The sequence below is a fragment of the Vibrio sp. 1402 genome, assembly GCF_033340275.1.
Genome location: NZ_JAWOWE010000009.1, coordinates 112,764 through 133,195, shown reverse-complemented (window position 1 = coordinate 133,195; position 20,432 = coordinate 112,764). Strand labels below are relative to the sequence as shown.

Annotated in this window: 13 protein-coding genes; 9 read left to right on the top strand and 4 right to left on the bottom strand. The window is 42.5% G+C overall.

What is annotated here, in order from left to right; genetic code table 11:
- Positions 1 to 12 precede the first annotated feature (12 nt).
- The 9 genes from R7044_RS17085 to dndE all read left to right on the top strand — a co-directional run bounded on the left by R7044_RS17085 (position 13) and on the right by dndE (position 11,025).
- A complete protein-coding gene (locus R7044_RS17085) occupies positions 13 to 1,200 on the top strand; it encodes a beta-ketoacyl-[acyl-carrier-protein] synthase family protein (RefSeq protein WP_054730341.1) in 1,188 nt (395 codons plus the stop codon).
- A complete protein-coding gene (locus tag R7044_RS17080; RefSeq protein WP_225455703.1) occupies positions 1,193 to 1,657 on the top strand; it encodes a hotdog family protein in 465 nt (154 codons plus the stop codon). The genes R7044_RS17085 and R7044_RS17080 overlap by 8 nt, the downstream gene beginning before the upstream one ends.
- On the top strand, positions 1,654 to 2,379 hold the full coding sequence (gene fabG / locus R7044_RS17075; RefSeq protein WP_064376299.1) for a 3-oxoacyl-ACP reductase FabG: 726 nt from the start codon (positions 1,654 to 1,656) through the stop codon (positions 2,377 to 2,379). Before R7044_RS17080 ends, fabG begins: the two co-directional genes overlap by 4 nt.
- Entirely contained in the window at positions 2,376 to 3,599 is a 1,224-nt protein-coding gene (locus tag R7044_RS17070; protein WP_054865730.1) for a beta-ketoacyl-ACP synthase, read from the top strand. Before fabG ends, R7044_RS17070 begins: the two co-directional genes overlap by 4 nt.
- 108 nt (positions 3,600 to 3,707) lie before the next feature.
- Entirely contained in the window at positions 3,708 to 5,735 is a 2,028-nt protein-coding gene (locus tag R7044_RS17065) for a DNA phosphorothioation-associated putative methyltransferase (protein ID WP_225455702.1), read from the top strand.
- 217 nt (positions 5,736 to 5,952) lie between these two features.
- A complete protein-coding gene (dndB, locus tag R7044_RS17060; protein ID WP_225455701.1) occupies positions 5,953 to 7,032 on the top strand; it encodes a DNA sulfur modification protein DndB in 1,080 nt (359 codons plus the stop codon).
- On the top strand, positions 7,029 to 8,660 hold the full coding sequence (locus tag R7044_RS17055) for a DNA phosphorothioation system sulfurtransferase DndC (RefSeq protein WP_054576713.1): 1,632 nt from the start codon (positions 7,029 to 7,031) through the stop codon (positions 8,658 to 8,660). Before dndB ends, R7044_RS17055 begins: the two co-directional genes overlap by 4 nt.
- Positions 8,661 to 8,668: 8 nt before the next feature.
- Entirely contained in the window at positions 8,669 to 10,678 is a 2,010-nt protein-coding gene (gene dndD / locus R7044_RS17050; RefSeq protein ID WP_225455700.1) for a DNA sulfur modification protein DndD, read from the top strand.
- Positions 10,678 to 11,025 (top strand): DNA sulfur modification protein DndE, encoded by a 348-nt coding sequence (dndE, locus tag R7044_RS17045; RefSeq protein WP_225455699.1) that lies wholly within the window; start codon positions 10,678 to 10,680, stop codon positions 11,023 to 11,025. Before dndD ends, dndE begins: the two co-directional genes overlap by 1 nt.
- 47 nt (positions 11,026 to 11,072) lie before the next feature.
- On the opposite strand, the gene R7044_RS17040 is transcribed toward dndE, so the two are convergent.
- The 4 genes from R7044_RS17040 to dptG all read right to left on the bottom strand — a co-directional run bounded on the left by R7044_RS17040 (position 11,073) and on the right by dptG (position 20,432).
- Positions 11,073 to 12,650 carry an ATP-dependent nuclease gene (locus R7044_RS17040; protein WP_225455698.1) on the bottom strand — a complete coding sequence of 526 codons (1,578 nt, stop codon included), beginning with the start codon at positions 12,648 to 12,650 and terminating at the stop codon, positions 11,073 to 11,075.
- A complete protein-coding gene (locus R7044_RS17035; protein ID WP_225455697.1) occupies positions 12,640 to 13,848 on the bottom strand; it encodes a DUF262 domain-containing protein in 1,209 nt (402 codons plus the stop codon). Before R7044_RS17035 ends, R7044_RS17040 begins: the two co-directional genes overlap by 11 nt.
- Before the next feature lie 118 nt (positions 13,849 to 13,966).
- On the bottom strand, positions 13,967 to 19,111 hold the full coding sequence (dptH, locus tag R7044_RS17030; protein ID WP_225455696.1) for a DNA phosphorothioation-dependent restriction protein DptH: 5,145 nt from the start codon (positions 19,109 to 19,111) through the stop codon (positions 13,967 to 13,969).
- Positions 19,092 to 20,432 (bottom strand): DNA phosphorothioation-dependent restriction protein DptG, encoded by a 1,341-nt coding sequence (dptG, locus tag R7044_RS17025; protein ID WP_225455695.1) that lies wholly within the window; start codon positions 20,430 to 20,432, stop codon positions 19,092 to 19,094. The genes dptH and dptG overlap by 20 nt, the downstream gene beginning before the upstream one ends.

Genomic DNA, 20,432 nt, shown 5'->3' with positions numbered 1-20,432 from the left:
TAGAATAACAATATGCCTATTCGCTCTTCTCAACCTTTGTATATTCAGGCCTGTGGCTTTCACTCTGCCATGGGACAAGATGATGCGCTCATCCACCAGTGTTTATCAGGAGCGAAGCCATCCAACATGGTGGTTGACCAAGATATTTTAAATTCAGGCCGCCAAACAGTAATCGGTCGAATTGCACAGACGTTACCGCAATTACCGACCGCACTCAGCCAGTTTGATACGAGAAACAACCGCCTCGCACTTTCGGCTTTGCTGCAAATCGAAGGCGACGTGCGTGACGCCATTGCTAAATATGGTCGTGACCGTATCGCAGTCGTGATCGGCACCAGCACATCTGGCATTTCAGATGGCGAAATCGCATTTGGCGAAAAGCTGGCAAACGGTAATTTTCCTGCCGACTACCATTACACCAAACAAGAGCTTGGCAACTGCAGCGATTTTATTGCCGCCTACTTTGATTTGAGCGGCCCACATTACTCAGTTTCAACCGCCTGCTCTTCTAGTGGCCGTGTCTTTTTAACCGCGCAACGCCTGATTCGCTCTGGCATTGTTGATGCGGTCATTGTGGGTGGTGTGGATACCATTTGTCGCCTCACACTAAACGGCTTTAACGGTTTAGAAGCCCTATCCGATACCCTTTGTAAGCCGTTTGACCAACATCGCAACGGCATCAATATCGGCGAAGCCGCAGCATTAATGTTGCTAAGCAAAACACCCGCGCCTGTTGCCCTTCTCGGAGCTGGCGATAGCTCAGACGCACACCATATTTCCGCACCACATCCAGAAGGGTTAGGCGCAGAAGAAGCGATGAAAAAAGCGTTGGCCAATGCAGGACTTACAGCGCAAGACATTGGTTACATCAACGCGCATGGCACAGCAACGCCGTTAAACGATGCGATGGAAAGCAAAGCCATTCATCGCTGCTTTGGTGACTCCGTTCCCGTAAGCTCGACAAAGCCACTTACCGGACACACATTAGGCGCAGCAAGTGCAACGGAAGCCGCGATCGCTTGGCATATTCTCAAGTACAACCTTGATTTGCCAATACAACACTGCGAAACCAAAGCAGACGATATCCATATATCGTTAGTTGAGACGCCAACCAAACTGGGTAACAAAGCGATTCTCAGCAACTCTTTTGCTTTTGGTGGCAATAATATTAGTCTTATTTTTGGTTACGCTCATGACTAAACTTCCTCCCATCGAACAACTTTTGCCACACGACAAACCAATGATCTTGGTTGATCGTGCTTTGGATGTTCAACAAGATACGATTCACTGCCAGGTTGATATCGCAGAACACAACCCGTTCTTCGACTCGACTTCTCAAACCGTGCCAGCTTACGTTGGCATTGAGTTTATGGCGCAATCTGTCGCGGCGTGGTCTAGTTACCACGCATTAATGAAGGAACAAGCGCCACCGATTGGCTTTTTGCTTGGTAGCCGTCGATACACGTCTGAATGCGATACGTTTTCTCGCGGACAGGTGCTCGATGTGTATGCTGAAAAAGTTATGGAAGATAACGGTATGGCGGTTTTTTCAGCCCGTATTGAGCTACAAGGAACTGTTGTAGCGACTTGCCAATTGAACGTTTACGTTCCATCAGAAGAAAAATTACAAGAAATGAAAATCAGGAGTCAACAATGACCCGACAAGTCCTCGTTACAGGTGCCAGCAAAGGCATCGGTAAAGCCATTGCCGTTCAATTAGCCAAAGATGGTTTCCAAGTCATTGTCCATTACATGGGCGATCAACAAGGCGCGCAAGACACCCTAAACACCATCGAACAGCATAGTGGTAGCGGTCGTCTTATCCAATTCGACATCAGTGACCGTACAGATTGTCGTGAGAAGCTAGAAGCCGATATCGCCGAACACGGCGCTTACTATGGCGTCGTAAACAACGCTGGCATCACAAAAGATACCGCTTTCCCTGCGATGACCGAAGAAGAATGGGATGGTGTGATTCATACCAACTTAGATAGCTTCTACAACGTTCTTCACCCTTGTGTTATGCCAATGGTGCAAAAGCGCAAAGGAGGCCGAATTGTTACCCTTGCATCAGTCTCTGGCCTAATGGGGAATCGTGGTCAAACTAACTACAGCGCAGCGAAAGCGGGCGTAATTGGTGCAACAAAATCACTCGCGCTTGAACTGGCAAAACGCAAAATCACCGTAAACTGCGTTGCTCCAGGGCTTATCGACACAGGCATGGTAGACGAACACGTGAAAGAACACGCGATGCCGCAAATTCCTTTGCGCCGCATGGGAGAGCCAGAAGAAGTTGCTGGTTTAGTCAGTTACCTTATGTCTGACATCGCAGGCTATGTAACTCGCCAAGTCATTTCGGTAAACGGAGGCCTAGTATGAGCCGTCGAGTTGTTGTAACCGGAATGTCGGGCGTGACTGCGTTTGGTAACGATTGGCAATCTGTCGAACCAAAACTGCGTGACTGCCAGAACGCGACGCAATACATGCCTTCTTACGAACAGTATGAAGGTTTGAACACCAAGCTCGCGGCACCCATTTTAGATTTTGATCTGCCAAAGCACTACAAGCGCAAGCAAGTACGCGGCATGGGCCGTGTTTCCAAATTAGCGACCGTCGCAACAGAAAACGCACTAAGCCAAGCAGGTTTGATTGGTAACGACGTACTCACCAATGGTCAAACGGGTATCGCATACGGCTCATCAACAGGCAGTACTGACGCAATCGGCGCATTTGGTGTCATGCTGAATGAGAAAACCACTAAAGCGATCACCGCAACGACTTACGTGCAGATGATGCCACATACCACGGCGGTGAACGTTGGTCTATTTTTCGGTTTGAAAGGCCGAGTGATCCCAACCAGTAGTGCATGTACCTCCGGCAGCCAAGCAATCGGCTACGCCTACGAAGCGATCAAACACGGCTACCAAACGGTCATGGTTGCTGGTGGCGCTGAAGAATTGTGTCCAACGGAATCCGCTGTCTTCGATACCCTTTTTGCCACCAGTCTGAAGAATGAAGACCCGAAAAGCACACCAAGACCTTATGACTCCGATCGCGATGGTTTGGTGATTGGTGAAGGTGCGGGAACGCTGGTTCTGGAAGAGTACGAACACGCCGTCGCTCGTGGCGCGAAAATCTATGCAGAAATCATCGGTTTTGCCAGCAACTGTGATGCCGCACACGTCACTCAACCACAGATGGAAACCATGCAAATCTGTATGGAAATGGCTTTGCAAAACGCGGGCATTCCTGCGGAGAAGATCGACTATGTATCTGCTCACGGCACTGCCACCGACCGCGGTGATATTGCAGAAAGCAACGCAACAGCGAATGCTCTGGGCAAAGTGCCAATCAGTTCACTCAAGAGCTACTTTGGCCACACACTAGGCGCGTGTGGCGCAATTGAAGCGTGGCTAGGTTTAGAAATGATGCACACAGGCTGGTTCAACCCAACGCTCAACCTAGAAAACCTCGACGAGCAATGTGGCGATTTAGACTACATCGCCGGACAAGGCCGAGAACTGGACGTGAAATATTTGATGAGTAACAACTTCGCCTTTGGCGGCATCAACACCTCCATCATCTTTAAAAAGGTGTAATGCCCTTAGTAAATGCAAAAGCGCTGGTTAATCAGCGCTTTTTTGTTCGACTGAGTAAAATCACATGGCATATACTTACCCCTCATACAACGCAGCTAGAGCAATGCTATGAATGAAGAACTTTTTTTTAAACTAGTGTCACAAATCAAAATAGGAAAACAGCTTCCAAACGCGGTTTACCTTCATAGAGACGCATTCAGTGCTTTGCCTAACACCTTAGCTCAGTTTATCCCTGCGGTAGCAAAAGCGGTAAGCCTTGATGACGAAAGTTGGAATCTAGTTAAATTGTTTAAAAAAGAGTTCCGCTTGTCCTTACTTTACTATCCTGATTTCTATAGCGACTCCTACCCTGCGCTACAGCAAAGCATGAATGTCGACTTATCAAAACTCAGCCATAAAACCATGAGTTACAATGACTCCGATAACCCGCCGATTTTACATCGTAAAGAAACCATGGTCTTGCCTGAAAGCAAATATTACGAACACTTTTCTTCCCTCACACAAGAAGGTGAAAATGCAGGCCTTTATGTAAACAGTCGTATTATTGGTTTCAAACGATCATGGGAGAATATAATTAAACGTCATGGTTATGCGCTAGTTGATGGTCGTTTGTTTCGTTGCTCAGCTGTGCCGCAGTTAGCCGAGATAGGAGTAGAACGACACCGAACAGCTTTAGTCAGGCATGCGTTGTCTGCTCCTATGAGAAGTCTCGTAAAATATGGATATTTGGAAGGCAATCATTCTATTTTTGATTATGGCTGTGGGCGTGGTGATGACTTAAGAGAGTTGGAAGCTCATGGATTAGATGCTCTTGGGTGGGATCCAAACTTTCAGCCCGATAACGACAAAGTGAGTTCTGACATCGTCAACCTTGGCTTTGTTCTGAACGTGATTGAAGACCAAGATGAACGTTTAGATGCTTTGTTAGGTGCTTGGGAGCTAGCGGATAAGTTTCTTGTTGTTTCTGTCATGCTTGCTAACGAAAGCTATATCGCTCAATTCAAACCCTATAAAGATGGAGTGATTACTTCCCGTAATACCTTTCAAAAGTATTACGCTCAGTCTGAGATAAAGGCTTATATTGAACGCAGCTTGCAAGAGGATGCCATTACCGTTGCACCCGGCATTTTTTACATATTCAAAGATAAGCTCGAAGAGCAGCAGTACTTACAAAGCAAATACAAGCGCCACCATAAATGGCAGCAACTCACCTCTCCAGAGCCTGTCGAAGCAAAAGACAAAGCCAAGCTTCTGATCACTCAAAACCAAGAACTTTTCGACGCATTTTGGAACACATGCTTAACGCTAGGTCGCATACCCGCTAACGAAGAGTTTGAGCAATCAGACAAAACAAGAGCACTTATCGGCTCACACAAAAAAGTGTTTGGTCTGTTGCAAGAAATGTTCGACACCAAAGAATTCGAAAAAGCAGAAAAGCGCCGTAAAGAAGACCTGTTGCTTTACTTTGCGATGGGACTGTTTGAGAAGAGAAAGCCTTATACGCAACAACCAGAATCACTCAAGCGCGATATTAAAGCTTTATTTGATGATTATAAAACCGCACTTAATCTCGCTGCAGAATTGCTGTTTGCGATAGCCGATACAGACCTAATCAACACGCAATGTGAAAAGGCCCACAAGCAATTACCTGCAAGTTTATTGAATGAGGGACATTCTCTTATCCTACATCGTGACTACATCGATGATTTACCACTCTTACTGCGTACATACGTAGGTGCGGGTTTACAAATGTATGGCGAACTGGATGAAGAAATCGATTTAATCAAAATCCATATCACGTCAGGCAAGCTAACCTTAACCGCTTACGACAACTTCGAGCACTCTGTACCATTTCTGGTCGAGCGCATCAAAATAAAAATGGCAGAACAAGATATCGACTTCTTTGATTATGTAGATGAGAAGCGCAGACCACCACTGCTCAACAAGCATCTTTATATGCCATCTGAACACGAGAACTACAAAAAGCAGCAGAGCTTTGATAAGCGATTAGGGAAGTTAATGGAGTTTGAACCAACTGAAGAGACTCAGATGGTTCGAGCAGAATTTGAGGTGCTTTTAGGCAAACACAATAAGGAAATCAGAGGGTTTAAAGTAAATAAGAAAGCATCCACTTAAACCTTCAGAAAAAACAGACCTTGCCATGGAAATCTAACGTCTATCCCTGTAAAATACTCGACCTATTTTGGCAAACCAATGCAATATTTCGCAAATTTGAAATGACTGCATAACAAACTAGATCGAAAGTATGTCATTTTTTGACAAACTAAAAACCATGAACTTTGCTTACTTTTAGTTTTTACGTCAAAAAATAACAAACCAACTAAGGTTTCACATGCAAAATCAAGATTCAGGCTATTGCTACTCCTTTCCTGCTGTTAGAGGTATTCAAGCAGGACGTCCCTTTTACATTGCAACGTGCCCTCTTAGGATCATTCCTAAAATTTTCAGTTACAACGAAGACGACGTTCCGCCTGAGCTAAGAGCTCAACGAACGTTGAATAAAACTCGTATTCCAGAAATGGTTAAGTACCTTCTTGATAACCCAAAAGATTATGTTTTTTCTGCACTAACAGTATCTGTAGGTGTCGATATATCATTTGAAGATCATGATGGTGCACCGAATTTAGGAACTCTAAAAGTTCCTATGGATGCCCAAATCTTGATCAATGATGGGCAACATCGTCGTAAAGCAATCGAAGAAGCCTTAAGGGAAAACCCGGACTTAGGTCAGGACAATATCCCTGTGTTGTTCTTCATTGATGAGGGACTTACACGCAGCCAACAGATGTTTGCTGATCTCAACAAATACGCGGTAAAGCCTAGCCCGTCTCTGGGTACGCTGTATGACCATAGAGATGAAAGCTCCGAGCTTGCTCGCGAATTGGCAACTAAAGTTAAGCCTTTCATCGGTTTAACTGAAATGGAGAAATCCAATATTAGCCCTAAGTCGAACAAGCTATTTACTTTAAGTAGCATCAAACAATCGACTCGCGCACTCTTGAGCAAAGGTCCCAAGGACGGCTTTAACGAAGAAGAAAAGCAACTTGCAGCTGAATTCTGGGAAGAAGTGACTCGCCACATAAAAGATTGGCAATTGGTTATTGATAAAGAAGTATCACCAGCACAACTTCGCCAAGAATATATACATGCGCATGGCGTCGGGTTACATGCCATCGGTGTCCTAGGTAAACACCTGCTGTGCCAAGAACCGAAACAATGGAAAGAAAAGCTTCAGCAGTTGCGCAAAGTTAACTGGTTAAAAACCAATCCGGACTGGATCAAACGAAGCATGAACCACGGCAAATTAAGTAAGTCGACACAGAACATTCAACTTACTGCCAACGCACTAAAAATTAAACTTGGGTTACCACTAACCCCAGAAGAGAAAGCTCTAGAGAAGCAGTTATCATGATACACGAGCTAAAACTGGCAGAAGACCTAGCCGAATACGAAGACTTTATCAACGCAGAAGACTTCGCAAATAACAAACTAAGCCACTACATTGCAGATGTGCAGCGTGTCTACTGTGCAGACAAACGCCCATGGGTAATTGGCTACAGCGGTGGTAAAGACTCATCAGCAGTAATGTCGTTAGTTTACTTGGCACTACTTGGCTTAGAGCCAAAAGACCGCCAGAAACCGGTTTTTGTTGTATCTTCAGACACACTTGTTGAAACACCTGTTGTTGTTAACCACATCAAAGACTCGTTGGCTGCTATCGAGAAAGGCGCGAAGCGCGATAACCTACCTATCACTTGCCATAAAGTCGTCCCTAAAGACAATCAAACATTTTGGGCAAACTTGCTTGGTAAAGGCTACCCAGCGCCAACACGTTCTTTCCGTTGGTGTACAGAACGAATGAAAATTGACCCTGTGAGCGACTTTATCAAGTCTAAAGTCTCACAGTTTGATGAAGTGATTGTAGTACTTGGCTCTCGTAGCCAAGAGAGTGCATCACGTGCGCAGGTCATCGCGAAACACAAAATTGATGGCTCACGATTAGCCCGCCACACAACACTTGCAAATGCGTTTATTTTTACCCCTATCGATACATGGGGTGTAGATGATGTTTGGAAGCTACTGCGTCTTTGCCACCTAGAAACTAAACAAACCCCGTACGGACCTAAGAACATTTGGATCGATGAGTATGATCTTGAATGGGAAAATCCGTGGGGTGGCAAAAACCTTGTGCTGTGGAATCTCTACAAAGACTCTTCTGGTCAAGGCGAATGCCCAATGGTCATTGATGAGACAACACCATCTTGTGGTAACTCTCGCTTTGGTTGCTGGACCTGTACTGTCGTAACGAAAGACCGTGCAATGGAAAGTCTTATCCAAAATGGTGAACAATGGATGGCTCCTCTTCTTGAGTTTCGTAATAAGCTGTCAATGACAACCGATCCTGCGAACAAAGAAGAATACCGAAACCATAAACGTCGCACAGGTAAAGTTAGCTACCAATACGCAAAAGAAGGCGAAGACATCGCAACCGAACGTAAGCACGTTCCGGGGCCTTACTGGATGAAATATCGCCGTCAATGGTTGCGCGAGTTGCTTGAACTGGATAAGAAGTTTAAAGCTGAAGGAAGAGAGATCGAGCTGATCACAGTACCTGAACTTCATGCTATTCGCCAAGAGTGGATTCACGATCCAAATGAGCCAGACTGGGACGACTCTCTACCTACTATTTTCAAAGAAGTTTATGGTTACGACCTTGATTGGGTATATGACGATAACGCAAGTTTTGGTAAAGATGACGCACAACTTATCCATGAACTTTGTGACAACTTTGATATTGAACCAGAGATGATCATGAAGCTTATCGAGCTAGAAGTCTCGATGGAAGGTTTAAGCCGTCGTAGCGGTATTTCAAATAAAATCGCATCGCTATTAAAAAGAGATTGGGGAAGCTTAGAAGAAATCAAACAAAAGCATGCTTCATTACAGAGTAAAGCCGAGTTTGATATCCACCAAAAAGAGATCGAGCGCTATAACGAACAGCTTGCCGATCTAGATAAGCAGCTTCAAAAAGAGTTTTAAATACTGAAATGTTAATTACAAAACTAACTCTCAACAACTTTCGAGTGTTCCGTGGCGTACATGAGATTGACTTGCGCCCTGCTCCTGCTCGTCTGAGTAAAAATGGCCCTATTGAAGGAACCGAACGACCAATCATTCTGTTCGGTGGCCTTAACGGTGCGGGTAAAACATCAATTCTGACCGCTGTGCGACTCGCTCTTTTTGGCCGTCAATCATTTAGCCAAGTGTTGTCAAATGGCGAGTACGTTGATGCCCTATCCGAACTTATCCATAAAGGCGTTGGCCATGGTGGTGTTCAAGATAACGCATCGATTGAGCTTGAGTTTAAATACAGCCAAAACGGCGAAGAAAACACTTATAAAGTGATTCGCGGCTGGAAACGCGGTAAGAAAGATAGCCTGTGTCTTGAGAAAGATGGCGTCCAAATACCAGAGCTCAACTACGAGCAGTGTCAGGGCTTTCTAAACGAATTAATCCCAACAGGAATCGCTGACTTATTCTTTTTCGACGGCGAGAAAATCGCGGAACTAGCGGAAGATGAATCTGGCAGCGTACTCAAAACAGCAGTGCGTCGCCTACTCGGTTTAGATGTAATCGCAAAGCTCAAGAGTGACTTAAATATCTTCTTGAAGAAACAAGGTTCTAGCGCACTAAGCCAATCTTTAAAAGAGGAAATGGATTCTCTTGATGAGCAACGTATCAGCCACGAACGCAATGCAGAGAAACTTCGCGGTGAAGCGGACATCGTTGATGCACAAATTGAGCTCGTATCACGCGATATTCTTAATTTAGAGAATAAGTTATCTCAAAACGGCGGCGCTTGGGCTAAAACCCGAGAAGATGAGCAACAAAAAGTAGATAGCTTACTTAAAGAGAAAGTAGAGCTTGAAAAGCAAATTCGCATGGAGATGGAGACAAGTCTTCCATTCGCACTAGCACCTAATGCAATGCAACGCCTTCAAACTCAGATCAAGCAAGAACAACAGATTAAGAAGAAACAGAACTTTGGTAATGAACTGGACTCATTCTTAGAAACACTGCGTTCAAAGTACCCAAGTTTTGATACAGAGATGGCTCAAAGTGCGATTGCTGACAGCTTTAAAGCACACGTGGGTGAATTTGATTCTGCTGAGCTGCTTTTAGATATCTCCGACCGTCAAGCGAATACGATTGACTATCAACTCTCAAACCTGGCTCAAGAATCTTTTTCACGTTTCGATGAAGCACGAGTACGTCTTCAAAAAGTCGAAGAAGAGATAGACAACGCTTCAAACAATATCGCACGAGCTCCTGAGCAAGAGCAGGTGCAAGAGCTTTTTGCGGACGTGCGCGCACTAGATAAGAAAAAAGAAAAGCTGATTGTCGAATACCACGCTTTGCTTGAAGAAGCAAAACGTGAATTGCGCCAAGCACTAGAGTCTGCTCGTCAAATTCAGAAGCTACACGATAAGAATAAAGAGCAATCCAATAAAGATCAGAGTATTAGCAATGCCCAAAACTCAATCTTACTGCTAGAGAAATTTGGTGAACAGCTAACTAAAGCTCGCGTCAACCAACTAGAGAATGAGTTCGTCCAGTCTTACAAGAAGCTGGCTCGTAAAGAAGATTTGCAGCTATCCGCTTCAATCAACCCAACATCATTTGATGTTGAACTAATGGATGAACACGGGATTAAGATCAATCGTAAATCCATGTCGGCAGGTGAAAAGCAGATATATGCTATCTCAATTTTAGAAGCACTAGGTCGTACGTCCGGGCGTAAGCTACCAGTTATTATCGATACACCATTAGGACGCTTAGACTCACATCACCGTGACAAACTGGTAGAAAATTACTTCCCTACCGCCAGTCACCAAGTTGTGATTCTATCGACAGATACCGAGATCGATAGAAACTACACCAGTCTTATTCAAGACGATATTGCTCGTACTTACGAAATTTGTTTTGACGGTACAACTAAGTCTTCGACTTTGAAGGAAGGTTACTTCTGGAGAGAAACAACTAAGGAGGCTGTGTAATGCTACCTAATCGTATGAACCTGACTCGCTCGACTGAAGAGCAGCTTAAAAAGTTGAAGGGCTATACTGGCATCACTCCAAACGTCTCAGCCCGTATCGCTTTCTTCCGTTCAATTGAAAGTGATTTTCGATACCAAGGCCAAGAAGCTAAGTTAGATGGTTCACTTGTACTAGATAAGTACACTTGGCTTGGCGAGACTAGTGATGTTACTGAACTAATGTTGAAGATGTACTACCCAGAGCTAGATACGAAAGCGTATCAACAAGCTTGGGCAGCACATGTCGAAGATGGAATTGCTTCAATTAGAAATCATAAAGCTTTAGATGCACTTAGCCTCAACATATAACCAAAAGCCTAACTTACGTTAGGCTTTCGTTTATCTACGAAGGAAGTCTATGTCGCTGGAGTTACTTTGAGTTCAATACCGTTAAAATGAGTAAAGACCGCATAAGATTCAGCCGCTTTAACTAACTCTCTTAAAAAACCCAAGTCTAATTTAGAATTTTCTTCCATCATCGAAATTATAGAATCTAACTTATCTGATTCGACTTTTTTTCCTAGGGTCATAGCCGATAGCGCAAACTCAGCTGCTTTTTGGGGATTAATTTCAATCCATTTTTTTATAACAGATGCTCGTATCCGATCAACTGGGATATTAATATCGCCAGAAATACTAATCAAACGCTCATGATAGTCCTTGACGCTATGCTCTTCAATTGATTCTTCGAAAATAGATTTCGATATATCTAGACTAGTAGCAAGAGATTCAATATGTTCAATCAGAGTATTCCATATCTCAACATCTGGATTATTTAAATCACTTGAAGGCAATGCAATTGACTTTATTTTACTGCTTCTCATTGACTCTAGCTTATTTGACATATCAGCGTCAAACACTGCAAACAAATCATAATTTATTGCTTGATGAGGCTTAAAGTGCTTAATCAGTTTTTCAATATTTGACTCTCCACCAAGTCCAACCAATTGCTTTTCTCGCAAAAAGTAAGGGTTAAATTTATTTATTAATTCTTTACAAAAAGACAGAGCGCATGAATCTTCAAGCAAAATAGAGCCGCTTATATCTTTACCTACACCTAAAGAGTTTAAATATTTAATTTGATGTTCAGGTCTAACAACATGCAAACCTTTACTTGGCAATTCCGAAAGTATTCGTATATTAGACAAGCCAACCTTGTTTAGTATATGCTCTGAATGGGTTGTTATTATACACCATATACCTTTAAAGCTAGATATTTTCGCCAAATAATCTAATAAACGCATTTGGCTATAAGCGGAGATTGAGTTTTCCAACTCATCAATTAGTAGTATTGTTTCTTTCTCGATCCAACTCAGATACCAGAAGATATAAATACAAATAAACTCACCAGTACCCATATTGCTATTTGAATAGCTTAATCCTGAACTAGTCTGAACTTCAAAAATAGGTAGAATGAAATTCTCATCTTCAGGAAAAATATCTTCTATCTCATATACTTTTATACTTGAATAACTCTTACCCACTACATTTGATAATTCTTCTCGAATGGATTTAGCGTCCAAAACACTATTATAATCAACCCCCTCAAGTAATTCGTCTACATTGTCGGTTGTAGTTATAAATTCATGTATTTTTTGAAAGACTGAGAACGGTTCTAAAATTGAAATATTTTTAATAGACTCTTGAGGAAGGACTTCTTCTTTATGATTGACAGCAGTTATTTTTGATACTTTAAGTCCTTCTTTAGAATGTCTTAAAGAGGATTCTGAAAAGAAATTATAAATTGTTCGAAGTAAAGATGACTTACCTGATCCATTTTTACCACAAATAGCTGTAATACCTGAATTAAAATCTATTTCTAATTGATGATCCTCTCTTGATTCATCAGTCAAAGAAACCGCTCTTAACTGCTTACGGTAGTTTCCGAGTTTCTGAACGTTAAGCCAACTTCTTTCTATTTCTTTAATCTTCAAAATTACCACCTAACCAGTTATCAGCAAGAGATTCAACTAATAGCTTAACATCCACTTTAGAGCCGTCATGTAATTGCTTTACAAGTTCACTTATCATGACTTGCTCTTGAGAAGAGGATACTTTTAAACCATTAATAAAGCAGGTTAAATTGATAATTATATCTCTAACAACCAATGACCCCTGAGACATAACCCTAGAAGATGAGCGTTCAATGTACAAAAATGCTATTTCTCTTAAGTTACGCTCTCCTATTTTGAAATAATCTAAAGACACCACCGGAACAACTTCATTTTTTCTTACATATGATTTAACTGTTTCCAAATGTATAAATGATTGCAATAATTTACTTGTATCATTTTCAATAATAAAGCCTTTAAGGTAAGCATTAGATATCGAATACAACCAACTTAAACTCGAAGCTTTAGTCAGATTTAAATCTAGATTATTCGCTATTGTAAAGATTTTAACTTTCGAGAAAAAGTATAATGAAAATCTGATTGAATTCATGACCGATTCATCAAATGATTTCTCGCTTCTATACCTAGTATTAAGATTGCTATCTGATAGTTGATACCTTAGGTTATCTTTCTCTAGAATTAGGGCTAATCTAGCAAGCATATCGTTATAAGCCATCCTAGAATTACTAAATCCTAATATATCTTTATCAACGCCAATCTCATCCATATAAGAAACTAACTCAGAAATTTCATTTCTAACCTCACCAAATATAGAATTTCTCGTTTCGGCAGACGTCAACTTAACAGTTTGGTTTAGACGATGGAATAGCTCATTGGGCTCTCCGTTTTCATAGTTTCTAATTTTATAAACTTTCAGCAAAAATTGGTCCACATTCCTCTTGATTTCTCTTGGAAGATCTTTGTATTTAAGCTTATCTAGACTTGCAACTTCATCAGAATAAGGTTCTATAGAGCCATCAATAGAAAATTTATTATTCATAAAATCTCTAATCGCAGTCAATCTCTGCTGACCATCTAAGACTTCATTTCTACCGTCAGAAAGCTCAACTAAATGCAGTGGAGGTATATGCCAATCTCTTAATATTGAATCAACAAGTAAACGCTTCTTAGGTGTAGTCCAAACTTCTCCTCTTTGAAATTCTGGCTTCAAGTCAATTTCTTCATCTAAAATGTCTTGAAAGATATTCTTTACTTGTAAGTTTAACTCTTTTATTTCCATAAGCCTTATTTTCTAACTTTTCCATTCAACTAAAAATATAAAAACCATAGCTATAAATATTTTTTAAGTTATCATTATGACAATGATATTAAACACGTAAAATAAGTGTAATACCACCCTATAATTTTATTTCCCAAAATGCTCGATCTCGCATCTTGACTATCTTCTTAGCACCATCGATGTATAAGCTGTAGTGCTTTTCTAGCTTATTGATGGTTTCCATCAGCTTCTCTTGCTCAGCCTTCTCGTTCACACCAAACATCGCTTTAAGCTCTTGTGGGCGAATCTTCGCAACGCGGTGAATTACCCATGTAAGCACATAACTTGAGTAGTCGTTCTCACCGGTTTGGAAGTGGGTGATGTCTTGTGTAGACAGAATCACACCAACACCATACTCACGACCTTCTTTTAAAATCTTGCGCAAGCTTGGGAAGTTTTGAGACATAAAGTTGTCGGCTTCGTCCACCAAAATCATCTTGGTGATTTGTCGGAAGTCACCTTGTACTTCTGGCTTACCTTTCTTCTGCATTTGTGAATAGAACAAATCCAGTGTTAGTGCTACTACGAGGTTTTGGATCTCTGACGGGTAACCCGCCAGCTCAACAACTGTTATGCCATCAACAAGGTCGTAAAGGCTCATACACTTAGTGTTGTCGTCTTCGAAAATCTCTAGTTCGTATAGGCTTTCAAGTGCCGCGTATAGTGAATCTTCATCTGGATCAGTTTCAATAAACAAGTCCCACACCTGTGATATTGTTGGTGCTGGTTTTGTCCAAGTGCTTGGATCCGCTTTGCGAATACCAGCCAACTCATAAGCTTCACCCACCAGCTTACGCAGACGTAGTTGCTGTTTTTGTCCTAAGCCAAAAGCTTTACCCATGGTTTCAGAAAAACCACGCGCAGTGTGCACAGGCAGCATTGGCGTATCACCAAACAAACTCAATGGGTTATATGGCAGTTTATGAAGATTAAACTTCTTACCCGCTGTCGCTTGTTGGAACTTGTCGTCTACATAATCGGATTTGTAGTCGAAAATAAGCATGCCAATTGGCACACCGTTTACGTTGTCTGCCCGATTGCGATAAAGCTGTGTAATCACCGATTTAGTGAACTGAGTTTTACCCGTGCCCATAGTGCCTATGATACCGGTGTTGGTATTCATAAACTTAGCCGTATTGGTTGGTTCCCAATTCAGCGGTGCTTGTGTCAAAGCATTGTGACCAAAGAGCACATTTAAGTTAGTACCCGATGGCTGTGACTTAAAGGTATCTACTGCTTCAGCACCTTGCACCGAAACGTCTTTCTCCGGAGCAGTTTGATCTCCTTCGACTTCAAAGCAACGATCTTCAGATTCAGTGTCTAACTCAATCTCAGAGTCAGCTGTTTCTTGGTGTACGTTTTCACTCGTAACATCTGTTTGGCAGTCGGCTTCGAGCACTTCTGCTTGAGTTTTTCCACCTAGAACATATTCGGTCGGTACGTGGCATAACTTGACGATATCTAACCCGTTAAGCACTTCTTGAAGTGGCGTTTCGACCAAACGAGGAAGCAAGCCCATCGGAAGGTCAACTTTTAGTACGCCTTCCAACATTTGGTATTCAGGTTGCAAGCAACCTGCGCCCTCAAGATGGCTGACAACAAATCCATCTGGGTAATCAGCCACTTTTGCTAGCGAGTAATCGCCTTTCAGCCACTCTTCTTTGTTGTCTAGCAGTGCGTCAAAGTAGTCTGGAGCGAACACGTTGTACAAGCGGTACTTGTCTACCTGTATTAGCACTTGGCGCATGAACAGACCGCGGTAAAGCTTGCTTGCAAGGTTGTCATTGCCAAGCAGATCTTCGCTAAGGTAACGCAACAACTCTTTTGATTGCTTAACTGCTTTTTTGTAGTCCGGAATTGAACCCGTTTTTACTTCCACGGGTAGCAAATACATGTCTTGCCCTTTAAAGCCAACGAGCAATACATCATCAGAAATCTCACCTTTTTTGTAACCATGAACGTTGCGCGAGAATTCACTGTCGGACATTTTCAGGCCGATGTTTCCTGAAACACGGATCATTTCTGCCACAGAAAGCGGAACCCAAGTGATATCTGAGTTATGCACTAAGCTGGTCACAAACTTATAAGCACCAATAACACCTTTGCGCTCTTTGTTGATAGTTGGCGCGCAGGTCATCATCTTCAACAGCCAATCGCCATTAAAGGCATTGAACTCGTTAATTTGCCCACCATCACCCTGCTTAATGACTTTTTCGAACAGACCACGCTGCGCCGTTACGGTAATCGCATCATAGCTGGATGAACTGGTGTACTGATCGGAATAGTGAATTAGCACTACATCTTCATTGCTGTGGAAGAAGTCTAATGTCACTTTTGGATCAATGATAGTTGTCCAAATGGAGCTGTCGTACGAGCGCTCTAACAGGCCTTTGAAGTCTTCACTCACTGCAAGCGCAACTGCGTTAGTACCGTTGTATGGCGTATTTGGCTTTAGTGCAGGCTTTAGTAAAGCACCAACGTACTTCGCCATCATTAGGTGTGGATGGTCTTGGTAATCAATCCCCTTCAAACCAAAGCCAGTAAAGTAAGAGCCCGAATTACTCTCGGATGCATCTCCAGTTAAGAGGCCGTCACATGCAATCCCAGAAGTCATGTCTTCAATCGCTATATCCGCACAGTCCACTTTGCCGTTGTTTCGGAAGAATGAAATATGCGCATAAGCCTGACCACCCTTCTCCGCTTGTTCATTGGTGAACTTACTGTACGTGAGGCGGGTTCGCAGAGTATCTATGATTGTGTCAGCAAGCTCACGAACTTTCTTATTTCTATTTAGCTCTAAGCTTTCCTTTAACTCGTCGTAGCTTGCCGCCTCTGCAAAACGGTCAAAAGCGTTGAACGTCAGCTTGTCATCATAAAGGTTTACATGGACACAAGCAGCTTGTTCCAAGTGACTGCGAATGTAATCCACTAGCCCCATGAACAGTTCTTCTGCGCTATCTTGATTCACAGCGTTAATGATGATGCTCTTCTCAGAACCTGTGAATAACTGACAAAATGCGGTTTGGAACTCATCGATTTTTTCTTTGACGAGTTTACGAACGAACGTCAGTGAGCTCTTCTCTTGAGGGACACTTTTGATCCAAAAAGCGTTTTCTTTGACTTGTTGGTTGTAAGAAAACTCATGCTGAGGATGATAAACGTATGGTAATAAGCCTTTAGGCGATAGGCGCTCGAACGTCACATCTGGCAAGCTAGCAAAGCTTTCATCTTGACGAATCACTTTGCGTAGGTTTAGGTAGTAAGCCAAGATTAACGGGTGAAACGGAGAGTAATACTCTTCGCCTTCAGATTTAACCAAACCAATTTGCAGCGCTACTTTTTGCTCTTTGGTCAGCATACTGCCCGTTGGAATCGCTTCAAAATAAGCAAGACTTGCATCTACTACATTTTGTACAAGTGTCGTGAAATCATCCCCCCAAGAGGCTAGAGATGGCGTACTACGGCGTTGCTCAAGGTAATCATACAATTCGACATAGGATGAATGCATTGCGTCATCAATGGCTTGCACCTCATCCAACTTGATTGTGTCACAGTCAGAAATAGAAACGACTTTGTCATTGATGAAGGCTTCTTCCCAGCGCAGCAGTTTTAAACGAACACCAGGTACAACAAATTCGCTGTTATCAATGCCAACTTTACCTTTTTGGGAGTAAAACTCGCCGTTGTATTCATCTTTGAATAACTTGTGGTAACGGCCTCGGTTGAGTAGCAAAGGCAAGCTCAACGAGTCTGTTGCTACTGCACCTTCGACATTGAACCTAAGCTGGTTGTCACCTGATTTAACAGCGAAGTCAATCTCATCTGCTTCATTGGCAAGCGCCTCAAAGTCCACCACTGAGTATTCTGCAACGTTTACAACTTGTTTAGCATCTGTCAGAGCACAAACTGCACCTTCCTCAGTTTGGATTTGAAGCTGATTCGCTTCCATATTCAACGTTAAACGTTGTTTAGCAGGGCTAGGCTCGATCAAAAAGATGTTTTTGATCGACTCGATATAAAACTCACCTTTACGAATAACGAGGCAACGAAAGTTGTATACCTCTGATTTATTCTCACGCTTCAACGCCAAATTGAAAAATAACGGCTCGTTATTGTAAGTGCCTTTTAAGCTTGCGCGGGTAGTCTTAAAACCATTCAGCGTTGAAATAACTTCTTTATTACCAAGTGCTTTGGAAGGTTGAATTTTAAACTGGTTTTTATCTAGATTGCTTGCACCTTGGAAAATCAGCTTCAATTCAAAGTCATTGATGCCTTCATCTAGCTCAATGATAAGGTGACGATCACGCATACCGGCTTTAGTTTCTGAGCGGTTACGCGCAGTTATGGTCATGCCTTCGCTGGCTTGCTCCTCTTCAAGGACAAGTTGCTGTTGTGCATTGCGTTTTTTCTCTTGTAGAAACGCTTCAAACTCAACATCTTTCCAAGCATCTGTTTCAGAGAAGTTTTCGTTAATGAATTTTTCACCAAACAACTTCAAACGATCCTGAAGCTGATCACCGAAGTGCTCGACTTCAAAAGAAAGTTCTTCATAAAGAATACGGTTGTCTTCAAGACGTTTCTTGATTTGTTTCGGGTTACCACTCATCTCTGCAACGAGTGGATCTTCAAACATACCAAGTTCATTGAAGCGCAAATCACCATCTTCCACAGCTTTATATAGTGACTCAAAACCGAACATGGTCGCGCCATCTTCAAGGATAGCATCAAACTGATCATCCAAAAGACAGTTAGACACATCACGGCCTTTGTCTTGTTGATCAATCAGTCCTTTCATCGCCGCTTTGATCTTGCTTGGGCTCCACACCTGACCAAACTGAGCCAGATCCTCTGCCGAGTTAATCAACGTATCCAACAAGCTATTGTGAATCACCACCAACGCGCAGCCCTTCAAGTAGCCTGATTGGCTTGCAACTTCATCACGTAGGTGTGAGATATAGTTTTCTGTAAAGCCTTGGTACTCAGCAGGATCTTCACTATGAATAACAGGTACGATTTTACAGTTAGACAACTGAATAAATGGCAGCTCGATACCGTTGCTCGCACTAATGCTACTTTGTGAATGTGCGATCATCGCTTGGTACAAACGTACACTATTTTCACTATCTGGCGACTTGAACTGATAGCGGAAGCCTGCCTTGATGTGAGTTTCAGCATCAGCTAGAAACTGCTCAACTAGAAATGCCTCAAATTGTTTTACGGACATAAACTGCGTCTCCACTATCACTCATGCGCTCAACGTTACCAATACGCTCATAGAATTTAATTAGTTCTTGTTCGGTTTGTTTATCAACGAAAATGCCACGCTGTTTAAATGCAGCTATCAGTTCGTGGAAACGGAGTTTGTCCTTTTCTCCAACAACAAGGTTGGTTAACAAGATGATGTAGTCTTGGTTAAGTACCAACACTCGGCCACTGCGACCTCGGCTTTGAATGAAGTGAGCAGCAAGATGCTTTTCTACTTCAGAAACGTATTTTTTGTTGATGTTGAATCGCTCGCCGATACTAAACTGTGCCATGGCTAACTTCATGATGTTGCCAAGCCAGTCCAGCGCAGATTCCGATTCATCAAGTGATGTATCAAGCCCGCGCTGTGCTTTAAATGCTCGCGCAAAGTTCTCTAAATCGCTCTTTAGGTGCTCATAGCGAGATTCTTGAATACTCTTTGAAATCGCCCACAATGGTACTTTGGATGCACTCTTGTCACCCATGCTAGGCTGGAGAAGCTCTAACATTGTCAACATTGGGAACAAACGAGTCGCGGATTCATTGAAAAGCTTGTAACCGTGATTTTTGATATGTGTACGTTCATTACTAGCACGCTCATGATCCATGATGAAGTACAACGGCTTCGCTGTTGGCTCCTCACCAGATCGCCAATCTGTGAGAGATAGGCTTAACTGAGCGGTGTAAGCAAAACCGTAAAAAGACAAGAACGATTCAATTTCACTCAGCAGGTACTTAGGCCGACTTGCCAAAAACTTCAAATCATCACGAAATGCTTTAGATAGGTATGGCAGGTATGGATGCTCACTTGATTGCATCGATGAATCACTTTTCATCTTGCCACGCAGAGTTGAAAGCATCTCTCGCTCGATAAAGTTGAGTTTTGCATCAAACTCTTCGACACGCATGTTCTGAAGTAAGTTGGTAAACATAGAAGCAACACGAGAGTCACCTGCTGAAAACTCACCTTTTTGCGCTCGAAATAGTAAAAGCTCAGGACTCACAGAGAAGATATCTTTGTTATCAAAGTACATCTCTCGTAGTACTTCCCAAAACTCTTCTTCGCCTAATTTCTCTTCAAACGCAGACTGACAATCAGAGACAAAATCCTCGTATTTGTAGCCTTCAATCTTCTTACGTAATAATCCACGCAATACAAGACCAATCACCGCGTCGCTATCAAAGTCATTACCTTTGGTACGAATTGGCAAATAACTGTTCAAGCTGTTTTTATTGGGTACGTCTTCCGCCGTTTGTGGCAATTTCTGATTAAACGGTTTGATGTATTTATCCATTGTCAT

What these genes read in the sequence shown, in the direction of transcription:
- R7044_RS17065 (WP_225455702.1), top strand. Translation starts at nt 3,708, where the DNA reads ATGAATGAAGAACTTTTTTTTAAACTAGTGTCACAAATCAAAATAGGA.
- dndB (WP_225455701.1), top strand. Translation starts at nt 5,953, where the DNA reads ATGCAAAATCAAGATTCAGGCTATTGCTACTCCTTTCCTGCTGTTAGA.
- R7044_RS17080 (WP_225455703.1), top strand. Translation starts at nt 1,193, where the DNA reads ATGACTAAACTTCCTCCCATCGAACAACTTTTGCCACACGACAAACCA.
- dndD (WP_225455700.1), top strand. Translation starts at nt 8,669, where the DNA reads ATGTTAATTACAAAACTAACTCTCAACAACTTTCGAGTGTTCCGTGGC.
- fabG (WP_064376299.1), top strand. Translation starts at nt 1,654, where the DNA reads ATGACCCGACAAGTCCTCGTTACAGGTGCCAGCAAAGGCATCGGTAAA.
- dptH (WP_225455696.1), bottom strand. Translation starts at nt 19,111, where the DNA reads ATGTCCGTAAAACAATTTGAGGCATTTCTAGTTGAGCAGTTTCTAGCT.
- R7044_RS17055 (WP_054576713.1), top strand. Translation starts at nt 7,029, where the DNA reads ATGATACACGAGCTAAAACTGGCAGAAGACCTAGCCGAATACGAAGAC.
- dndE (WP_225455699.1), top strand. Translation starts at nt 10,678, where the DNA reads ATGCTACCTAATCGTATGAACCTGACTCGCTCGACTGAAGAGCAGCTT.
- R7044_RS17035 (WP_225455697.1), bottom strand. Translation starts at nt 13,848, where the DNA reads ATGGAAATAAAAGAGTTAAACTTACAAGTAAAGAATATCTTTCAAGAC.
- R7044_RS17070 (WP_054865730.1), top strand. Translation starts at nt 2,376, where the DNA reads ATGAGCCGTCGAGTTGTTGTAACCGGAATGTCGGGCGTGACTGCGTTT.
- R7044_RS17085 (WP_054730341.1), top strand. Translation starts at nt 13, where the DNA reads ATGCCTATTCGCTCTTCTCAACCTTTGTATATTCAGGCCTGTGGCTTT.
- dptG (WP_225455695.1), bottom strand. Translation starts at nt 20,432, where the DNA reads ATGACAATGGATAAATACATCAAACCGTTTAATCAGAAATTGCCACAA.